The 20948-nt window shown below is 43.3% G+C and carries 16 protein-coding genes and 1 pseudogene; 10 read left to right on the top strand and 7 right to left on the bottom strand.

Annotated features, from left to right (window positions below; translation table 11 throughout):
• The first annotated feature begins 4 nt into the window (after positions 1-4).
• Positions 5-394, top strand: coding sequence for a 2Fe-2S iron-sulfur cluster-binding protein (locus F891_RS06675; protein WP_005262857.1), 390 nt, complete (start codon positions 5-7; stop codon positions 392-394).
• 6 nt (positions 395-400) lie between these two features.
• Here the strand turns inward: F891_RS06675 and F891_RS06670 are convergent, their stop codons facing one another.
• Complete coding sequence (locus F891_RS06670; protein ID WP_005262844.1) at positions 401-1147, bottom strand: IS5-like element ISAba31 family transposase; 747 nt, start codon at positions 1145-1147, stop codon at positions 401-403.
• A gap of 476 nt (positions 1148-1623) precedes the next feature.
• On the opposite strand from F891_RS06670, the gene F891_RS06665 reads away from it, so the two are divergent.
• On the top strand, positions 1624-2691 hold the full coding sequence (locus tag F891_RS06665) for a zinc-binding metallopeptidase family protein (RefSeq protein ID WP_005262843.1): 1068 nt from the start codon (positions 1624-1626) through the stop codon (positions 2689-2691).
• Positions 2692-2880: 189 nt separating this feature from the next.
• Here the strand turns inward: F891_RS06665 and F891_RS06660 are convergent, their stop codons facing one another.
• Positions 2881-4050 (bottom strand): thiolase family protein, encoded by a 1170-nt coding sequence (locus F891_RS06660; RefSeq protein WP_005262841.1) that lies wholly within the window; start codon positions 4048-4050, stop codon positions 2881-2883.
• 83 nt (positions 4051-4133) lie between these two features.
• The gene (locus F891_RS06655) at positions 4134-5915 is read right to left on the bottom strand and encodes an acyl-CoA dehydrogenase C-terminal domain-containing protein (protein WP_005262839.1); all 1782 of its coding nucleotides are present in this window, start codon (positions 5913-5915) and stop codon (positions 4134-4136) included.
• Positions 5916-6414: 499 nt separating this feature from the next.
• On the opposite strand from F891_RS06655, the gene F891_RS06650 reads away from it, so the two are divergent.
• Positions 6415-7020: a TetR/AcrR family transcriptional regulator gene (locus F891_RS06650; protein ID WP_004280405.1), complete on the top strand. Its 606-nt coding sequence runs from the start codon at positions 6415-6417 to the stop codon at positions 7018-7020.
• Positions 7021-7114: 94 nt separating this feature from the next.
• Here F891_RS06650 and F891_RS06645 read toward each other — a convergent pair whose 3' ends face one another.
• The 4 genes from F891_RS06645 to cysK form a co-directional block, all read right to left on the bottom strand.
• On the bottom strand, positions 7115-7309 hold the full coding sequence (locus F891_RS06645) for a heavy-metal-associated domain-containing protein (protein WP_005100179.1): 195 nt from the start codon (positions 7307-7309) through the stop codon (positions 7115-7117).
• Positions 7310-7387: 78 nt separating this feature from the next.
• Complete coding sequence (gene cueR, locus F891_RS06640) at positions 7388-7798, bottom strand: Cu(I)-responsive transcriptional regulator (RefSeq protein ID WP_005262836.1); 411 nt, start codon at positions 7796-7798, stop codon at positions 7388-7390.
• A complete protein-coding gene (locus tag F891_RS06635; protein ID WP_155756695.1) occupies positions 7795-10494 on the bottom strand; it encodes a heavy metal translocating P-type ATPase in 2700 nt (899 codons plus the stop codon). The genes cueR and F891_RS06635 overlap by 4 nt, the downstream gene beginning before the upstream one ends.
• A gap of 185 nt (positions 10495-10679) precedes the next feature.
• Positions 10680-11678: a cysteine synthase A gene (gene cysK / locus F891_RS06630; RefSeq protein ID WP_005262834.1), complete on the bottom strand. Its 999-nt coding sequence runs from the start codon at positions 11676-11678 to the stop codon at positions 10680-10682.
• Positions 11679-11959: 281 nt separating this feature from the next.
• Between cysK and F891_RS06625 the strand changes: the two genes are divergently transcribed.
• The 7 genes and pseudogenes from F891_RS06625 to F891_RS06595 all read left to right on the top strand — a co-directional run bounded on the left by F891_RS06625 (position 11960) and on the right by F891_RS06595 (position 20585).
• On the top strand, positions 11960-12277 hold the full coding sequence (locus tag F891_RS06625) for an ArsR/SmtB family transcription factor (protein WP_005262833.1): 318 nt from the start codon (positions 11960-11962) through the stop codon (positions 12275-12277).
• 216 nt (positions 12278-12493) lie between these two features.
• A complete protein-coding gene (locus F891_RS06620) occupies positions 12494-14242 on the top strand; it encodes a SulP family inorganic anion transporter (protein ID WP_005262832.1) in 1749 nt (582 codons plus the stop codon).
• 328 nt (positions 14243-14570) lie between these two features.
• A complete protein-coding gene (sstT, locus tag F891_RS06615; RefSeq protein WP_005262831.1) occupies positions 14571-15767 on the top strand; it encodes a serine/threonine transporter SstT in 1197 nt (398 codons plus the stop codon).
• 42 nt (positions 15768-15809) lie between these two features.
• Positions 15810-16512, top strand: a pseudogene (locus F891_RS06610) (YoaK family protein).
• A 15-nt stretch (positions 16513-16527) separates the two neighbouring features.
• Entirely contained in the window at positions 16528-17064 is a 537-nt protein-coding gene (locus F891_RS06605) for a DUF2058 domain-containing protein (RefSeq protein ID WP_005100165.1), read from the top strand.
• A gap of 187 nt (positions 17065-17251) precedes the next feature.
• Positions 17252-18505, top strand: a complete 1254-nt coding sequence (locus tag F891_RS06600) for a mechanosensitive ion channel family protein (RefSeq protein ID WP_034436448.1) — start codon at positions 17252-17254, stop codon at positions 18503-18505.
• A gap of 226 nt (positions 18506-18731) precedes the next feature.
• The gene (locus F891_RS06595) at positions 18732-20585 is read left to right on the top strand and encodes an ABC transporter ATP-binding protein (protein ID WP_005262829.1); all 1854 of its coding nucleotides are present in this window, start codon (positions 18732-18734) and stop codon (positions 20583-20585) included.
• The last annotated feature ends 363 nt before the right edge of the window (positions 20586-20948 follow it).

Here is a 20948-nt window from a genome sequence, read left to right as displayed (position 1 = left end):
TCCTATGCATAAAATTCAGATTGAAGTACAGGGGCAATTTCAATGTGCAGCAGACGATGTTCTGCTGCGCGGCGGTTTGCGTGAAGGTTTAGGCTTGCCTTATGAATGCAATGCCGGTGGTTGCGGCACCTGTAAAATTGAAGTGTTGTCGGGTGAGGTTGAAAACCTGTGGATAGATGCACCCGGGTTGTCTGATCGCGACAAACGTAAAGGACGTGTTTTGGCTTGCCAGTGCCGGCCAAAATCGGACTGTGTGATCAAGGTTCGTGTAGATGAACAGTGCACGCCTAAAATTTTGCCAAAACAGCAAGCCGTGAAGCTCAAGCATGTGCAACCGATTACCCATGATATTCTAGAAATTCATTTAGGGTCTGTTGACATTTACTGTTCATAATTAACCCTATAAAGGTAGCCATAAAAATATACAGGCTAAAGCAACAGAACTTTGATAATTTCTTTTGAGCTTGTCATATCGAGTAGCTATTCCTCTAAATTGCTTTAATCTACAAAACATATTTTCAACTAAATGCCTGATTTTATATAAACACCAGTCCATATGGTCATTGTTCGATTGGCTATTTGTTTTCTTTGGTATATTCGCTTTAGTCCCTGTTTTCCTGATCTGTTCACGCAGTGGTTCTGAATCATAGCCTTTATCTGCACATACCACTTTTGTCTCTTTTAAATCTAATATTGATATTAAATCAAGTGCAACTTTAACATCATGTGTGGTTCCATCGGTAATCATGAAATCAATAGGATTGCCATGTGCATCAACAATCAAATGTATTTTTGAGGAGTTTCCTCCTACACTTTTAGAAATAGATTGATTCGCTATACCGGCAGAATGTTGATGAGCACGTACATGAGAGCCATCAATAAAAATCCACTCCATATCGGGGCATGAGGCTAGTAATTTGAATAATCTAAGTAACTTACCGCTGCTTGACCAACGATTAAAACGTTTGAAAATAGAGTTTGAATGACCAAAACAACAAGGAATATCTCGCCACGGACAGCCTGTTCTAATTCTATAGAGAATAGCTTCAATAAAATTGCGTAAATTTGAGTTGTGGTGAATGGATAAATTACGCAGAATAACTTTCAACTTTTGCCAGTGTTGATCTGTCAGCATGGTACGAGGCATAGCGAATAGTAAAATTGGGTTTGGCGATTTGATTTTACTACTTCGCTATTTTTTTAAGCTAAAAGTGTCAACACACCCTAAGTTGTATACATTAAAAAAGTTATTTTTATTAAAAGTTAGCTGCTTTAGCTGTTCTTGAATGGACTTCCCCTAAATTTAAAAACCAGTCGAAATATTCGGTAATATCCTTCAATAGGCCTTGTCCGTCCGTGTTTTTAAGATGGCAACTCACTCTATTTAAAAATCTATTTATTTAAAAGCTTGTTTAACTATACTTTTTTATTAAAACAAAGATTCAATTGATGTTTCATTTAATATCAAGCAGCCTATATTTACAATTCATCCATATAGAATTTTCAATGAAATTTTTATGATGTTTCTTTATCAGGAAGAAATTTAGGTAGGCATTCTGAACCTTTTTTCGTGTTCATCATCGATAAACATTTTAGGTCGTTCGCTTCCCTACAGGGAGTTTAATGAAACATTTTGAATGTGCCGTCTGCAAGCAACAGCTGTTTTTTTACAAATCAGTTTGTGATCACTGTCTGTCACCGATCGGTTATATCGCTTCGGAAAAAGAGCTATGCGCATTCGAAAAACAGAGTGCTGAGCGATGGGTTCCAATCGCCAAGAACTACCAACATGCCAGTTATAAACCCTGTCACAATTATGTAAATTATCAGGTATGCAACTGGATGATCCCCAGCGATGAAGACGAGGAATTTTGTGAATCCTGTCAGCTTACCCATGTCATTCCTGATCTGGAAAATTCCGAGAACCTGATTTACTGGTTTCGACTGGAAGAAGCCAAACGCCGTTTCCTGTATTTAGCCCAGCGCATGAACATGATACCACGCCCTAAAAAGTCTGAAGATGATACATTTGGTCTGCGATTTGATTTTCTCCTGCCTCAAGAAGATAAGCCTGTTTTAATTGGTCATGCTAATGGTGTCATTACCCTAAATGCAATTGAAGCTGATGTTGTTTATCGTGAAACTACACGTGTAAATATGGGTGAAAACTACCGGACTTTATTGGGTCATTTTCGTCATGAAAGTGGCCATTATTATTTTGCGCTCATGCAACATATGCATCCGGAATTGCTAGATGAATTCCGTCAGTATTTTGGCGATGAGCGGCAGGATTATGGCAAGGCACTTGAACGCCATTATAATGAAGGCGCGCCAATCAACTGGCAGGAAAAGTACATCAGTGCTTATGCTACCGCCCATCCCTGGGAAGACTGGGCAGAAACCTGGGCGCACTATCTGCATATGATGGAAACACTGGAAACTGCCTACTATGGTGGTATGCGTGTTGAAGGAAATGGCAGCTATCTGGCCAGCATGGATTTTAAAGAATGCCCGATTGGTGGACAGGATTTTGAACATATTCTGGAAAACTGGGTTACCTTGACCTTTAATCTGAATGCCTTAAACCGTTGTATGGGCCTGGAAGATGCCTACCCGTTCAAGCTGAGCGAAGCGGTTAAAGACAAGTTACGATTTATTCACCGGCATGTGCTGGAAAAAGTTTTTAAATAATTTAAAAAGTAATTTTTATAGTAAAACCAGTGATGGAATGGGATCAGCAAAGTCTGAAAATATGGATTTTATTGTGTATTTTAAAAATTAATATGATTTAAAGAATCCCTGCTCCTGGCGAACCAAGAGCAGCAACTTTTGAATGAATCAGTATTAGTTTGCTACCTGAATATACGATTTAAGATGGGCTTAAACCAGTTCCACAGCAATCGCAGTCGCTTCACCACCACCGATACATAAGGACGCAATTCCTTTCTTACCACCAGTACGTTTTAAGGCATGAATCAAGGTCACGATAATACGGGAACCAGAAGAACCCAATGGATGACCAAGCGCACAAGCACCGCCATTAATGTTCACTTTTGCTGGATCAAGTTTAAAACCATCAATGGCTAACATAGTCACCATGGCGAACGCTTCGTTGATTTCCCAAAGATCGACATCCTGAGCATCCCAACCCGTTTTTTTCAGGACTTTTTCAATCGCACCAACTGGTGCAATGGTAAATTCTGAAGGATGCTGTGAATGGCTGGCATAGGCCAGAATATTAGCTAGCGGTTTTAAATTACGCTGTGCAGCAATTTCGCTCGATGTGATCACCAGTGCTGAAGCACCATCTGAAATTGAACTGGCATTTGCCGCAGTAATGGTTCCGTCTTTTTTGAACGCTGGACGCAGAGTTGGAATTTTGTCTGCTTTGGCATTTAAAGGCTGTTCATCCTGCGCTACTATCACATCACCTTTACGGCTGCTGACAGTGACCGGCACGATTTCATCTTTAAAGAAGCCTTGCTGGACGGCGGTCACGGCTTTATTTAATGAGCCAATCGCATAGTCATCCTGCTGCTCACGGGTATAGCCCTTTTTATCCGCCATTTCCTGAGCAAGAATTCCCATCGACAGACCGGTTTCCGCATCTTCCAGACCTTCCTGGAACATGTGATCAATGACTTTGCCATGTCCCATGCGGAAACCGGCACGTGCCTTGTCCATTAAATAGGGTGCGTTTGACATCGACTCCATCCCGCCTGCAACCACAATCTCTGCTGAACCGGCTTTGATCGCATCTGCTGCCTGCATCACGGCTTTCATACCAGAACCACAAATTTTATTAATCGTGGTCGCCCCCGTGGAATCCGGTAGACCCGCCTGACGCATGGCCTGACGTGCCGGACCCTGTTTTAAACCAGCAGGAAGAACGCAGCCCATAATCACTTCATCAATATCATTGGCCGACAGACCTGCACGTGCCACTACTTCTTTAATTGCCACAGCACCCAAATCTGGCGCGGTACAGCTTGACAATGAACCTTGAAAACCGCCCATCGCGGTACGTACTGCATCTACAATTACGATCATTTTAGTTTCATCCTTTTTCATCATTGTTATCAACCCTACATAGCCAAAGCACTGTAGGGCTGGTCCTTCGCAATCATTGCGGGTTAAGCCTGTGCGGTAAAATATGCTTCAGGCAATTGCATGACCAGTTCCGCACCGGCCTGAATACGCTGAATTCGTGCACTCAAATCCGGAAGTACTTTGGCCACATAATAGTTGGCCAGTACCAGTTTGTTCTGGAAGTAACTATCGTCTTTGGCTGCGGCGGCTTTGCTAATCCGCGCATACATATAGACAAAGCTGAGCAGCCCAACCGCATGTAAATAATCGACAGCAATCGAATTAGCAAAATCAGGGTTCAGCTTAGACTGCTCGACGATGAATTTGGTGATATCTTCAAGTTGCTGGCAGGCTTCTAATGTCGCCGTTTTAATCGTCAATGAATCATCTAAATTTTGGGCAAATTCACGGATTTCAGCAATATATTCCGCGATATAAGCCCCATTACATTTGGTGGTTTTACGCCCAATCAGGTCAATCGCCTGCACGCCATTGGTGCCTTCATAAATCTGTGAAATACGCAGGTCACGAATACACTGTTCCATGCCCCATTCACGGATATAGCCATGACCACCGAAGCACATTTGCGCTTCCAGTGCAGAATCCAGTGCCTTGTCGGTCAAATAAGCTTTGGCGATTGGCGTTAACAGCGCCACACGGTCAGTCGCTTTACGCACCGCTTCAGGGTCGGTTGAGTATTTGGTAATATCCAGTTGTTGACCTACATACACCGCAAACGCACGTGAAGCTTCATTGTTAGCACGTACATTGAGCAGCATACGGCGTACATCGCCATGGACTAGAATTGAATCGGCTGGTTTTTCTGGAGATTTTGCACCAGTTGATGCACGGCCCTGTAAACGGTCCGTCGCATATTGTGCCGCATTCTGGTAGGCAAATTCTGCTGCACCAATGCCCTGAATTCCCATAGACAAACGTTCGTAGTTCATCATCACGAACATGCCGGCCAAACCTTCATTTTCATTGCCAACCATATAGCCCTTGGCGCCGTCAAAGTTCATGACGCAGGTCGCCGAGCCTTTAATTCCCATTTTATGTTCGATTGAACCGGCAGATACTGCATTACGCTCACCCAGTGATCCATCTGCATTGACCAGGAATTTCGGCACAATAAATAATGAAATACCACGTGAACCTGCTGGTGCATACGGTGTTTTCGCCAGTACCAGATGAATGATGTTTTCACTCAGATCATGCTCACCGCTGGTAATAAAAATTTTGGTGCCGGTAATATTGTACGAACCATCTTCATTTGGTTCAGCTTTGGTCTTGATAATGCCAAGATCTGTGCCGGAATGTGGTTCAGTCAGACACATGGTGCCTGACCATTCACCCGTATAGAATTTTGGTAAATAAGTTTCTTTCTGTTCCTGTGAGGCGCGGTCATTGATCGCCATACCTGCACCCACAGTGAGTAGTGGATAAAGCATAAAAGATGGGTTGGTGCTCCAGATCATTTCATCCGCCAGAACCGTGAGCATCTTCGGCATGTTTTGTCCGCCCCATTCTTCAGGCGCACCCAAGCCTACCCAGCCACCTTCAGCAAACTGTCTGAAAGCTTCTTTAAAACCTTTGGGTGTTGTCACCACACCATTGTTAAACTGAGCACCACCTTCTTCATCAGCAGGACGATTCAGGTCAAGAATAACATTCTTCGAGAATTTGGCCATCTCTTCCAGAATTGCATTTGCCGTTGCCATATCTAAATGTGCAAGATTTTCATTACCTTGCCAAAATTTTTCAGCTTGAAATACATCATTTAAAATAAATTCCATGTCTTTTAGCGGCGCATTATAAATCGGCATTTTTAAATTCCTTAAAGGGTGATACTCAATCCTGTTGCCAAATATTTTCTAATTTTCATTAGAATCCAGGCAGGCCATTTTAAAATCGTGATATCCAATTCCTGCAGTATTAAATCTATATCTAGATTCATAAAGTTGCATTGAAAATCACGTCTTTATGTTCAGTATAAGTGACTGAATATGCCAGCTTAATATTGATCTACTTTCCGTACTAAACCCTGATGAATATGGGCTTAAAACAGTCAAAGGATTTAGCTTCGTGCGCTGAAACAATAAAATAATTATACTGAAAATGGAATTTTATTTAGCAAAGTTGATCTCTAGGGTTCAGTTTTCTTGACAATATTTCTGTCCGCTTAGCATCGCTATTTTTATTTGTCAGCAGTTGCTGCATAAATATACAAAATGAGATAAATATCACGACCTTAGTTTTATAGCCATCGCGTGCAAAATTGCATATTCTTGAAAGGTTCTTTTTCGAAAAGTATGGACCAAGAAGATGACGACTGTAAGACAGCAGAACTTCCTTCTTCGTAAAGAGAAGATCCTAAGCATGGCGGAAAGCCTGCTACTGGATAATAATCAGGACATTACCCTGAGTGAGCTGGCCAGTGAACTGGACATCGCAAAAGGAACCATCTACAAACATTTTAAAAGCAAGAACCAGTTATATTTAGAACTGATTATTCTGAATGAAAAAAGAATTCTAGAAATATCAAAAAAGCATAATAACGATATTAAAAATTATGTTTCACAATATATGCTCTATCACATGCTCAATTCAAACCGAACCATCCTGTTGCATGTCATTGAAGAGCGTTTAACCAATAACGAGAAAAATTTGAAAGAATTATTTCAGGAGCTTTATCGTATTCGTGAAGAACGGATTATCCGGATTAAAGACATCACCCATGATTATCTGGTGGCTTTAGAAAGTGCCATGTCGATTCGCGATTATTTGTCTTATATCTGGACAGTCACCTATGGCGCTTCGCTGTTATTAAATTCGACCAATTACCAAAAAGCGATTGGGTCACGTGAACGTCTGATTAAGCTGTATATTAATCAGGCGCTGATGACGCCAGATAAAATCTCATCGGTATAATCACTAAAATAAAAAATGCCTGATTCGATCAGGCATTTTTTATTTGGCTGTATGATTTCATATGATCATTAAGAGTGATCTAACACGACAACGATCAGGCTGCCACAGGCGGGAAACCATCTTCGGTTAAAGCTGCAACAATCTCAGACTCACTGACTGTCGATTCAACTTCAACCAGCTTAGTCGCCACATCAATATTCACAGTAGCATTTTCATCCAGATCTTTAATCGTAGCCGTGACACTGCGCGCGCAGCCACCACAGGTCATGTTTTCAATACGGAATTTCATGTTTAGCTCCATAGGATCGGTTTAAAGTTTATAGGATTCAGCAGACTATATTTAACCTAAATTTAATTGAAGATCAGGTCAGTGCTGCCCAGGAATGATACCCTGTTCAATCTGTTTTAAAATCTGGCAATCGGACTGTTCATTGCCGGCACACTGCTCAACCGATTGCTGTAAAATTAATAGCATATGCTGCATATCGGCAATTTTCTGTTGTAAAAACTGGATATGTTTTTGTGCCAACTGTTTGACCTCACTACTTTGGCGTGAGCTGTTCAGCCACAGGCCGAGTAATTCTTTCATCTGCTCTGAAGAAAATCCCAGTTCACGTGCATGCTGGATAAAACTTAAGATTTTAATATCCGCATCACTATAAACCCGATAACCTGTATCACTGCGTTTCGGAGCCGGCAACAAACCAATGTCTTCATAATAACGAATCATTTTCGCAGAGATGCCAGAACGTTTTGCCGCCTGACCAATATTCATCATACTGACTCCTTAAACTGCACCGGTTGATAGGCTTTTAATCTCAAGGCATTGCTGACGACAAACACGGAGGACAACGCCATCGCACCTGCGGCAAACATTGGCGATAACAATATACCCCAAAATGGATAAAGCACACCCGCGGCAATCGGAATTAAGGCAATATTGTAGACAAAGGCCCAAAACAGGTTCTGTTTAATATTGCGCATGGTCGCCTGACTTAAACCAATGCCTGTAGCCACATGCTGTAAATTGCCTGACATCAACACCACATCGGCTGCTTCAATCGCGACATCGGTACCGGTTCCAATCGCCATACCGACATCGGCCTGGGCCAATGCCGGTGCATCATTGATTCCATCCCCAACAAAAGTGAGCACGCCGTATTGCTGCTGGAGTTGTCGTACTGCATCGACTTTTTCATGCGGCAAAACTTCCGCAATCACCTGATCGATTTTCAACTGTTTGGCGATCGCCTGCGCGGTATGCTGATGATCACCAGTAATCATCGCCACTTTAAGACCTTGGTCATGCAAGGCCTGAATCGCGCTATAAGTGGTCGGTTTAATCGGATCGGCTACGGCAATAATTGCAGCCAGCTTTTGATTAATCGCTACATATAAAGGACTGCGGCCCTGATCACCGAGCTTTTGTGCAGTGTCTCTAAACAGATCGACATTTAAGCCCAAGTCCTGCATCAAACGTTCTGCACCAATATGCAGTTGCTGACCGGACACCTGTGCTTTGACCCCTGCACCAGTAATTGAATCAAAATCCGTCACGTCCATCAGTTCCAGCTCTTGCTCGCGAGCAGCCTGAACAATGGCGTGGGCAATCGGATGTTCTGACTTGGCCTCCACCGAAGCCACCAGCTGTAATACGGTCTGCTGATTAAAATCAGCGGTGACTTCAAAGTCGGTCAGCAATGGTTTTCCTTCAGTCAAGGTTCCAGTTTTATCTAGCGCGACGACTTTGGTTTGTTGCAGCAACTGTAAAGCTTCACCCTTACGGAATAGCACGCCCAGTTCTGCTGCACGGCCAGTGCCGACCATAATTGAGGTAGGAGTTGCCAGTCCCATCGCACATGGACAAGCAATAATCAGTACGGCGACTGCATTTACCAAGGCGTAGGTCAGATTCGGCTCAGGCCCAAACAGGAACCAGACCATAAAGGTCAAGGCCGCCAGTGCCATAACAGCCGGCACAAACCATAAAGTCACTTTATCGACCACAGCCTGAATCGGCAGTTTTGAGCCTTGTGCCTGTTCCACCATCTGAATAATCTGCGCCAGTACCGAATCCTGGCCGACCTTAGTCGCCTTGATTTGCAAGGTTCCGTTCTGGTTTACCGTACCGCCGACAACCTGATCACCAGCCTGTTTGGCCACAGGTAAAGGCTCACCGCTAATCATCGCTTCATCAATATAACTTTGTCCGGCAACGACTTCACCATCGACAGCGACTTTTTCACCCGGACGGATTTCAATCAACATTCCTTGTTGCACATCGGAAATTGCCAGATCAACCCAGTGATCATTCTGTTCTACCCGTGCCGTTTTCGGTTGCAAGCCCACCAGATACTGAATCGCTTCCGAGGTTTTACCTTTGGCTTTGGCTTCCAGATAACGCCCCAGTAAAATCAGCGCGACAATAACGGCGGCCGCTTCAAAATACACATGCACAGTGGACTGCGGTAACAGCTCCGAAAAAAAGGTCGCAATACAGGAAAAGCCATATGCGGCAATGGTTCCAACGGCCACCAGCGAGTTCATATCCGGTGCCAGACGCAATAGTGCCGGAATCCCATGCTGATAAAAACGCCGTCCCGGAATAATCAGCACCAAAGTGGTCAGTACAAACTGCAGATACCAGCTGTTCTGGGTTCCCAGCGTATGGGCAATAAAATGATGAAATGCCGGAATCAGATGCGAGCCCATTTCCAGAATAAATACAGGTGCTGTCAGAATGACTGCAAGCCATAAATCTCGTTTCAGTTGTGCCGTTTCATTGGCTTTCTTTTCCTGAAAAGCACCATGACTATCTGCCGACATATCCGTACCGGATTTTACTGTGGCCTGATAACCGGCTTTCTCCACCGCAGCAATCAAGGCCGGAATCTGGGAATGTGAGGCTTTCACCCAGGCAGTTTCGGTGGCCAGATTGACCTGTGCTTCGCTGACACCTTCTACTTTCAATAAAGCTTTTTCAACCCGTGCCACACATGAAGCGCAAGTCATACCCTCAATAGCCAGTTCAATCCGATTGCTCTGAATATCAAAACCGGCTTTTTGCACTGCCTGAGTTAGTTTGGACAATGGTACAGAGTTGATCGCACTCACATGCGCCTTTTCAGTGGCCAGATTCACTTGTGCATCCAGCACGCCTTCCACTTTTTTTAGGGCTTTTTCTACGCGAGCCACACAGGATGCACAGGTCATGCCTTCAATATTTAAATCAAACTGTTGCGTCGGTACATCAAAACCGGATTTTTCAATTGCTTGAACCAGCGCAGCGGCAGCAATTGGCTGCTGGCTTTTAATAAAAGCTTTTTCAGTCGATAGATTGACAGACGCCTCGACCACGCCTTCAATTTTTTTCAAGGCTTTTTCCACCCGAGCTACACAGGAGGCGCAGGTCATACCGCCAATCTGCACCTGCTGTTCATATAAGCGGTTGCTGTCTTGTTCTGCCATGCCCATCTCCATGCTTCAACTCACTGTTGAGCTTATAGCTTAAACATTCCCATCATGGTAAGGTCAAGTCTTTCATCTGACTATTTTAAAAATAATGCAGCGTCCTGCTGCGATTTAAAACCACCCAATAAAAAGCCCGAAGATGACTTCGGGCTTGTATGGCAGTATTTAAAATATAAAATGCATCAATGTTATTCGGCAGAAATATCTTCAAATAAGATCGAAGACAGATAGCGTTCACCACCGTCTGGCAAAATCACCACAATATTTTTACCGGCATTTTCAGGGCGAGCCGCCAATTGTGCCGCTGCTGCCATAGCCGCGCCACTTGAAATGCCGACCAGGATACCTTCCTGAGCTGCCGTTTTACGTGCCCACTCGACTGCATCTGTGCTATTAATGGCAATCACTTCATCAACGAGGTCTAGGTCCAGATTGCCCGGAATGAAGTTGGCACCAATCCCCTGAATTTTGTGTGGTCCAGGTGTAATGTCTTCACCGCGTTTGGCCTGACCAATAATCGCAGACTCAGCGGGTTCCACCGCCACTGAATATAAAGGCTTATTTTTTACTTTTTCAAAGTAACGTGAAATACCGGTAATAGTTCCACCCGTTCCGACACCTGCGACCAGAATATCGACATTGCCCGCAGTCGCTTCCCAGATTTCTGGGCCTGTAGTTTCTTCATGAATTTTAGGATTGGCCGGATTTTCAAACTGTTGTGGCAGGTAGTATAGTTCAGGATTTTCATTGACTAGACGTTGTGCTTCTTCAATCGCGCCCTTCATGCCTTTGGCCGGATCAGTCAAAACCAGATTGGCACCCAATGCTTTCACCACCTTACGGCGTTCGATACTCATACTTGAAGGCATGGTCAAAGTAATGTCATAACCTTTGGCTGCCGCAACAAAAGCCAATGCAATACCGGTATTGCCGCTGGTTGGCTCGACAATATGCATGCCGGGTTTGAGCTTGCCAGATTTTTCTGCATCGTTAATTAATGCTGCACCAATACGACATTTGACTGAAAAGGCCGGATTACGGCTTTCAATTTTCGCAAGTACAGTGGCTGGACCGGAAATCACACGATTAATACGAACAAGCGGTGTATTTCCAATCGCGTCTGCATTATTACTATAAACCGCTATACCTAAATTATTCGGTGTTGGAAAAGCTGAATCTGTACTCATGATGATATCCCTAATGTTATTGGTTCAAGTCGCTTAAACATCATACAAGCATTTTTTTGCTTTGTAGATGTTTGATGAAACTTGCACTTCATTGCACGAATGTGAACTAAAATACTTTCTACACTATGCAATAAATTTATCTTATCTATCAATATTTAAAATATAATTTTAATTGATAATTCAATTCATTAAAAACCATAAAACTTAACTGTTTTTAGCAAGGTATTACGGGCTAAGACCCGTATAATTAGCGGGCTGTAACTTTATAATGGACATATTGAATGAAAACCGATTTTGAAATCACGACTATGCGCGATTCAGCAGAACAGGTCGTCGGCATTTTAAAATCTCTGGCCAATACCGACCGTCTTCTTATTTTATGTCATCTGTCTCAAGCGGAACTGAATGTTTCAGAAATTGAGGAAATTACCCAGATTAAACAACCCACTCTTTCTCAGCAGCTCATGATGCTGCGTAAAAGTGATGTAGTAGATACCCGACGCGATGGTAAACAGATTTATTATTCAATTAAAGATCAAAATTTGATTGTGGTCTTAAATACCCTTTATCAATTGTATTGTGGCAATCCAGCTAAATAAAGAATCTTTATTTTTTCAGTCATCAAGATAAGTTTCTTTAAACTCTTATTGAGGTCGTTCTACACCACTAAGATCACGATCATAGAGTTTTTTAAATGATCTACGACTGACCCAGATGTTTCATTTTAAACATGATTCATCAAGAATCTAGACCAGCTAAGACTTCTTAGCAGAATTTGTGCATAATATATCTATATTTGTGATTTAGACCTTTTTATGCAAAATTCCAAGTCTAAACTTCTGCATAGACTGCCTGCCTGGGCATGGTTAAGCCACTACACGCCGGTCAAATTTAAGTCCGATGTGCTAGCCGCCCTGATTGTGGTGGCAATGCTGGTGCCTCAAGGGATGGCCTATGCCATGCTGGCAGGATTGCCGCCGATCATGGGTTTATATGCGAGCATCCTGCCGATGATCATTTATGCCCTGCTCGGTGGGAGTTCGACTTTATCGATTGGCCCGGTAGCCATCATTTCCATGATGACTTTTGCTACGCTCAATCCACTTTTTGAAGTCGGCTCACCGGTCTATATCGAAGCTGCGACCTTATTGGCACTGATGGTCGGGATTATTTCCCTGCTTTTGGGATTATTCCGTTTTGGTTTTCTGATCCAGTTGATCAGTCATCCCGTGATTCAAAGCTTTATTATTGCCTCTGCCTTATTGATTGCGTTTGGGCAGTTAAAGTTTTTGGTCGATCTTCCTTTAAAAGCCAATAACCTTCCGGAGTTTGTCAGCAGTTTGCTGCAATATTTCCCGCTGCTGCACGTGCCGAGCCTGATTTTCGGCCTGTTCTCTATCGGTCTGCTGATCTATCTGCCCAAGTTATTAAAATCTCAGGCGGCACAAAGCCGGATCGGTTCTACAGATTTTCTGGTACGTGCAGTGCCGCTGATTCTGGTGTGTCTGGGGATTGCGGCGATTGTCTTTCTGGATTTAAAGCTTCAGGGCATTAAAACGGTCGGTGCAATTCCTTCCGGTTTTCCACCCTTGTCTTTTCCACACTGGAACTGGGAACTGGTGATGACCTTGTTACCGGGTGCCAGCATGATCGCCATGATCAGTTTTGTGGAGTCACTATCGATTGCTCAAGCGACAGCCTTACAGCAACGCAGTCATTTAAACAGTAATCAGGAACTGATTGCGCTCGGTCTGGCCAATATCAGTGCAGGCGTGAGTTCAGCTTTTCCTGTGACGGGCAGCCTGTCGCGGACGGTGGTGAATGCCGATGCCGGTGCCAAATCACCTATGGCCGGTGTTTTATCCTCGATTCTGATTATTTTCGTGAGCCTGTTCTTTACCGGATTTTTTGAAGATCTGCCGCTGACCATTCTGGCCGCGACGATTATTGTTTCCATCTGGAAGCTGGTTAATTTTCAGCCATTTTTTGATGCCTGGCGCTATTCCAAGGCAGATGGCCTTGCCATGTGGATTACTTTTCTCGGCGTGGTCCTGATTGATATTTCCACCGGTTTGATTATTGGGATCGTGTCGACCTTTGTGCTGATGGTATGGCGAATCAGCCGGCCGCATATTGCGGTTGTCGGTCTGGTCGAAGGAACCCAGCATTTTCGCAATATTCAGCGTCATCAGGTCAGTACCTCCGATCGGGTGCTGTCACTGCGGATTGATGAGAATCTGACGTTTCTGAATGCCAATAGCTTCAAAGGTTATCTGATCAATGAGATCAGCCTGAATGACCAGCTACAACATGTGATTATCAACTGTTCCAGCATCAGTGCGATTGATCTGAGTGCCTTGGAAATGCTGGAAGATTTAAATAAGGAACTGGCCAAACTGGATATTCGCCTGCATTTTGCCGAAGTCAAAGGTCCGGTCATGGACAAGCTGCAAGCTTCTAAATTGATGACGCATCTGAGCGGGCGCATTTATCTGACCCATTTTCAGGCGATTCAGGATCTGGCGCCAGAGATCTTTGAGCAGCATAAAGATTATACAATTTAAGACAGCAGATACTTGAACTTATGGCCGGAAATTCCAACCGGTCATAAGTTCCAACTTTTTTAAATTTTCAAATATAATTTGAATTTATCTATTTAACTTTGATATTTATTTCATGAATACAATTTTAAAAGCGCTGATTTATTCATCATTTTAGGAAGTTTTTCTTCAATATAAGCGCTGTTTTAAAGCAATTAATTTTGGAATACATCAATAATATCAATATCTTGGTTTTTATATGAAAATATATTTTAAGCCTTGTTTAAATTAAGTATAAAATAGCGCAACTTTTTCCCAAATTTAGCCCTCGTAATTTTCACAAGGCAACCTTATGTTTTCTGCCCTTATGCGCATGAGCTTAGTCTCTCGAATCATCATCGCCATTATTTTAGGTGTGGGTGTGGCTGTGGTATTTCCCGAAGCTACTCCCTCATTAAGCCTATTGGGCGACCTGTTTATTAAAGCCTTGAAGTCTGTTGCACCGATTCTGGTTTTCATTTTAGTGTTAGCTTCTATCGCGAATTTTAAGGTGGGTCAATCCAACACCCCCATCAAACCGATTATGATCATGTATGCAGTGGGTATGTTCCTTGCTGCACTGAGCGCCGTGGTTGCGAGTATCTTATTTCCAAGTACGCTGTTTCTGGATATCGCTGCACAAGCTGACTTACAGCCACCTGGCAGTCTGGTAGAAATCCTGAAGAATTTACTGCTCAGTTTTGTTACCAATCCGGTCGTTGCGATTGCTGAAGCAAACTTTATTGGTATTCTGGCTTGGGCAGTGGCCTTGGGTATTGCTTTCCGTCATGCATCTGATAGTACCAAAACGCTTTTAAATGATGCAGCCTTTGCAGTGAATTATGTGATTCGTTTAGTGATCAGCTTTGCACCTTTGGGTATTTTTGGTCTGGTTGCGGTGACTTTTGCTGAATCTGGTCTAGACACGCTGACCAGTTATGCACATTTACTTGCTGTGTTGCTCGGAACGATGGCTTTCGTTGCACTGGTGATTAATCCGCTTCTGGTTGCCTTAATGACGCGTAACAACCCGTATCCACTGGTGTTCACCTGTTTGCGCGAAAGTGGCATTACCGCTTTCTTTACCCGTAGTTCGGCAGCCAATATTCCAGTCAATCTGGACTTGGCAAAACGTTTGGGTGTCAAGGAATCGACTTCAAGTATCGCAATTCCTTTAGGCGCTGCGATCAACATGGCCGGTGCTTCTGTGACCATTACCGTCTTGTCATTGGCGACTGTGAATACTTTGGGGATTAGTGTCGACTTTACCACCATGCTCATTCTTTCTGTGGTGGCAACCGTCTCGGCATGTGGCGCTTCTGGTGTTGCAGGCGGTTCATTGTTACTGATCCCAGTTGCATGCGGCCTGTTCGGGATCTCTTCGGATATCGCCATGCAAGTCGTTGCCATTGGTATGGTGATCAGCGTATTGCAGGATTCTACTGAAACCGCGCTAAACTCATCGACCGATGTTTTATTTACTGCAGCAGTAGACCGCGCATCAAATTGATTTTATATTGATTAATCAATATGTTTAGCCAATGATGTTGTTATGCCATTACAGCGTTTACCTACCTGGGTACAATTAGGGGCGTTTTTTCTTGCGGTCAATGTTAGGGGCGTTTTTTCTTGCGGTCAATGCCGGCATGATTAACGTCCTGGGGCTGGTGACGGTACTGCACCAGTCTGTTTCACATATGACCGGTAATGTCAGCATGCTGGCCATGGCCCTGCTGAACTGGCAACCAGAACAGATGTTGTATCTCTTTCTGGTCACACTCTGCTATGTCATTGGTTCATCCTATAGCGGGCTGATTCTTGGAAATAGTCACTTTCGCCTGGGGCAGCTTTATGGTTACCCTTTAAGCCTGGTGGCTATTTTTATTTTGATCTGCTGGTTATTATTGCCCTATTTCCCGCGCTATGCCTTGTTATGGGCCTGTGTCGCCATGGGCGTGCAAAATGCCATGGTCAGCCATTATAAAGGCGCCATTATTCGCACCACGCATTTATCTGGCGTACTCACCGACCTCGGCTTGGCGATGGGCTACCGTTTGCGCGGTTTAGAGGTAGAATCACGACGCGTAGTTCTGCATCTGCTTATTTTGTTCGGTTTTTTAAGCGGTGGCATTCTTGCCAGCTGGCTATATCCTTATTTAAAATTAAATGCATTCCTGATCCCGGCAGTGCTGAGTCTGGTTCTCAGTCTCACGTATTGGGTGATTTATTTACGTTATCGACATCAACACGACTAATATCTGGACATTCTCATGGTTAAAAATGCATTGCAGGCACAATTGTTAAAGGCAGGATTGGTCGATAATAAAAAAGCCAAAAAACTGTCTAAACAGGCTGTGCATGAAAAACGCACCGGTGACGGTACCGAGGCTGAAATCAAGGCCAAGATTGAACAAGACAAACAGCAAAAAATGGCCAAAGATCAGGCGATTGAGCTAGAGAAAAAAGCAGCTTTGCAGGAAAAAGAACTGAAAGCCGCAATCATGCAAATGATTAATCAGCACAAAATCCGTGATACTGACGGCGATGCGGTGTATCAGTTCATTGATGACAGCAAAATCAAAAAGGTCTATTTAAACCAGCAGATCTATAATGCACTGGTGGCAGGCAGTCTGGTGATTGCACGTGAAAATGACAGCTATGCTTTCTTGCCTAAAGCTCTGGCAGATCGTATCAATGCGAAAATGCAGGGCTTTATCATTGTGAATAATTCAGAGAAAAATGAAGAAACCACCGATGAAGAAGATCCATATGCAGCCTATGTCATTCCTGATGATTTGATGTGGTAAGCATCGCGATATCATTACTGAAATATCGAAGATTAGAAACCGGCGAATTCGCCGGTTTTTTTATTTGTATGGACTTTTATTGAATGATTTGCACCAATAGATATGTTTTAAAAAGTTATCCAATATTAAAAAATCTGATCCAAAACTATAAACTTGACCTAATTTTTTGATTAAAGAGAAAGATCGTTTGGAACAGTTTAATTTTATTCGGAATATTCAAGAATGGGCAGATCAGTACCCATGGCTGGAAATGCTATCTTCACTGAGTATTGTGATTTTACTGGCGATTCTTGCCAATCTATTTGCCAAACAGATTGTGGTACGCGGAATACGTCAACTGATTTCCAGAATGCCTTTTGCCAATAATCAGATTTTTGCTGAGCATAGCGTGATTCGCCGGATTGCCAATATTGTTCCCGCAGTCGTGATCATGAACGGGATTACCACGGTACCGCATTTATCTGACAAGGTTGAGTCCTTTGTGCAAATGGGGGCACAGGCTTTTATTTTCCTGACGATTGCCTTAGCTCTTGGTGAATTACTGAATATTTTTAACCTGGTCTATCAGCGTAATCCCAAGTCACGTAACAAACCGATTAAAGGTTATTTGCAGCTGGTCAAGCTGATTATCTTTATTGTCTGTGGCCTGATGATTCTCGGCACTTTCCTGAAAAAGGATGTCTTTACCTTGCTGGCTGGCTTCGGTGCCATGGCCGCGGTGTTGATGCTGGTCTTTCAAAATACCATTTTGTCGCTGGTGGCGTCGGTTCAGATTTCATCCTATGACATGGTGCGTATTGGCGACTGGATCGAAATGCCCTCGCTGAACGCGGATGGCGATGTCATTGATATGTCATTACATACCATTACGGTACAGAACTTTGATAAAACAGTGACCACGATTCCGACCAATAAACTGGTGACGGATACCTTTAAAAACTGGCGTGGTATGCAGGAAGCCGGTGCGCGCCGGATCAAGCGCTCGATTCATATTGATCAAAGCAGCGTACATTTTATGTCGGCTGAAGAACAGAATAAGCTGAAAAATTTTATTTTGCTGGATCAATACCTGAATACCAAATCAGAGGAACTGGAACAATTTAACCTGCAACTGAGCCATCATTCGCAATATAACCAGCGCCGTCTTACCAATTTAGGAACCTTTCGTGCTTATGTAGAGTTTTATCTGCAACAGCATTCGGGCATTAGTAAAAATCATTCCCTGATGGTGCGCCAATTGCAGCCAACCAGTGAGGGTTTACCGCTAGAGATTTATGCCTTTACCAATACCACCGCCTGGGTGGAGTATGAAAATATCCAGTCTGATATCATGGATCATCTGCTGGCGATTATTCCGGAATTTGGTTTAAAAGTGTATCAAGCGCCTTCAGGTCTTGATTTAAAGGAAGCATTTACTCAACCGTCTTCTATTATTACTTAAACACAAGTCATCCAATCTCAAGCCTGAGGTGCTGCTGCATTTCAGGCTTTTTTATTTCCTCATCTATTTAAAACCTGACTGGCATAAATCTGGCTTTAGTTTAATTTTTATAATCCAAGTTTTAATTGAGTGAATCATTTTGTGGCAATTTCACCCAATTACGGGCTTAAAAAAACAGAATCCTTTATAATTCCCGAAAAGCAAAATGCATGATAAGAGTACGATAATGTTTCGATGGCTTGAAAGACTGGTTGACCCCTATCCCACCAAAAATCTGAACCAACCTTTACCGACCAAGTTTTTTCCATTTGTCTGGCAGGCAGCCTATGGAGTCCGCCGTTATTTGCTGATTCTGGTACTGTGTACTGCCGGTGCTGCCAGCTTCGAAGCTTTTCTGTATTCAAAAATTGGTGAGCTGGTGAACTGGCTCAGTAAAAGCCAGCCCGATACTTTTCTGGAACAGCATGCTAGCAATTTAACCTTACTGAGTATTGTTCTTCTGGCCAATATTTTTTTCGCTAGCGCCCAATCCCTAATTAAGCATCAGATTTTGTATAGCAATTTCCCGATGCGTTTACGCTGGCGCTTTCATAATCTGCTGATGAAACAGAGCCTGGATTTTTTCCACAATGATTTTGCCGGACGATTATCTGCCAAAGTCATGCAAACGGCTCTGGCAGTACGCGAATTCTGGGTCATTCTGGGTGACATGCTGGCGTATGTGCTGATTTATTTCATCACGATTAATATTGTCTTAGGTGCAATTTCACCCTTGCTGATCATTCCATTGATGGTCTGGCTAGCTTTGTTTATCTGTGCAGCGTGTTATTTCATTCCACGTTTGAGCAAAATTTCCAATGCTCAAGCGGATGCCCGTGCCGTCATGACCGGGCGTATTACGGATGCCTATACCAATATTCAGACCGTGAAGCTGTTTGCTCATGCCGGCCGTGAAAGTCAGTATGCCAAGACCTCAATGCAGGAATTTATGGTAACGGTATATAAACAGATGCGTCTGGGTGCTCAATACGAAATCAGTATTTTACTGCTGAGTGTAGTGTTATATGGCGGCGTACTGGGTACCGCGATCTGGTTGTGGATGGAAGGTCAGGCCGAGCTGGGCATTATTGCTGCAACTACAGCAATGGTACTGAAACTGAACAGTATTGCCGAATTTATGATGTGGCAGACCTCTGCCCTGTTTGAAAATGTCGGTACCATTCAGGATGGTATGAAAACTTTAGGCCGCAAAATTGCCATTGAAGATAAACCGGGTGCCAAAGAGCTACAGCTCAATCACGGTGAAATTAAATTCGAAAATGTCAGCTTTGCCTATAATGATAAAAACGTGATTGATCAGTTTAATCTGACCATTCGCCCAGGTGAAAAAATTGGTATTGTCGGCCGTTCAGGTGCAGGGAAATCTACCCTGATTCAACTGTTGCTGCATTTTTATCATATTAACCAGGGTCGTATCTTGATTGATGGTCAGGATATTGACGATGTGACTCAGGACAGTTTGCGCAAGAATATTGCATTAGTGACTCAAGATACTTCACTGCTACATCGCACTGTCGCGGAAAACATTAAATATGGTCGTCCAGATGCGACTGATAAAGAAATGTTTGAAGCTGTGCGTAAAGCCAAAGCAGAAGAATTTATTCCTAATCTGACGGATTTGCGTGGCAAAAAAGGCTATGAAGCCTATGTCGGTGAACGTGGCGTGAAACTTTCCGGGGGGCAGCGTCAGCGGATTGCCATTGCTCGTGTGTTCCTGAAAGATGCCCCAATTCTGATTCTGGATGAAGCGACCAGTGCGCTGGATTCTGAAGTCGAAGCAGCAATTCAAAACAGTCTGGACGACTTGATGCAAGGTAAAACCGTGATTGCAATTGCGCATCGCCTGTCTACCATTGCCCAGATGGATCGTCTGATTGTACTGGATCAAGGTCGAATCGCCGAGCAAGGCACGCATGATGAACTGGTGGCATTAAATGGCATCTATGCCCAACTTTGGCAGCGTCAAACTGGTGGCATGCTGATTCAGCAACAGGTCAAAGCATCAAAAGATCATGAATAATATGATCTCTAGAAGATTTCAAAACTTCTAATGATTTGCTCGTCCTTAATATTAAACAGGTCTGGAAAAAGGAAAACTTTGCCCAGACCTTTCTTTGTAAAATTTTCTCTACAGATGAACAGCAAGTTGCCATCTATCTGGTATCTTATGAAATGACATCTCTCTCTAGTTCTGAAAGCTCTCTGAAGAAGTCCTGTTCAATGATTAATAAAACTAGACCAATCGTCCTGTCCTGAGCAAACAGATGCTGGGATGCGACTTATTCAATAAAATAATTTTAATTTCATCAATAAAATTATGTGGTTTAAATTGATTTTAATGCTGAATTCAGGCTAATCTGCCAGTGGCAGAATCACAATCGCC

This window comes from Acinetobacter sp. CIP 101966 (assembly GCF_000369725.1).
Taxonomy (GTDB): Bacteria; Pseudomonadota; Gammaproteobacteria; order Pseudomonadales; family Moraxellaceae; genus Acinetobacter; species Acinetobacter lwoffii_Q.
Note: the sequence above shows the minus strand (reverse complement) of the source record. Positions and strands in the feature narration are given on the sequence as shown.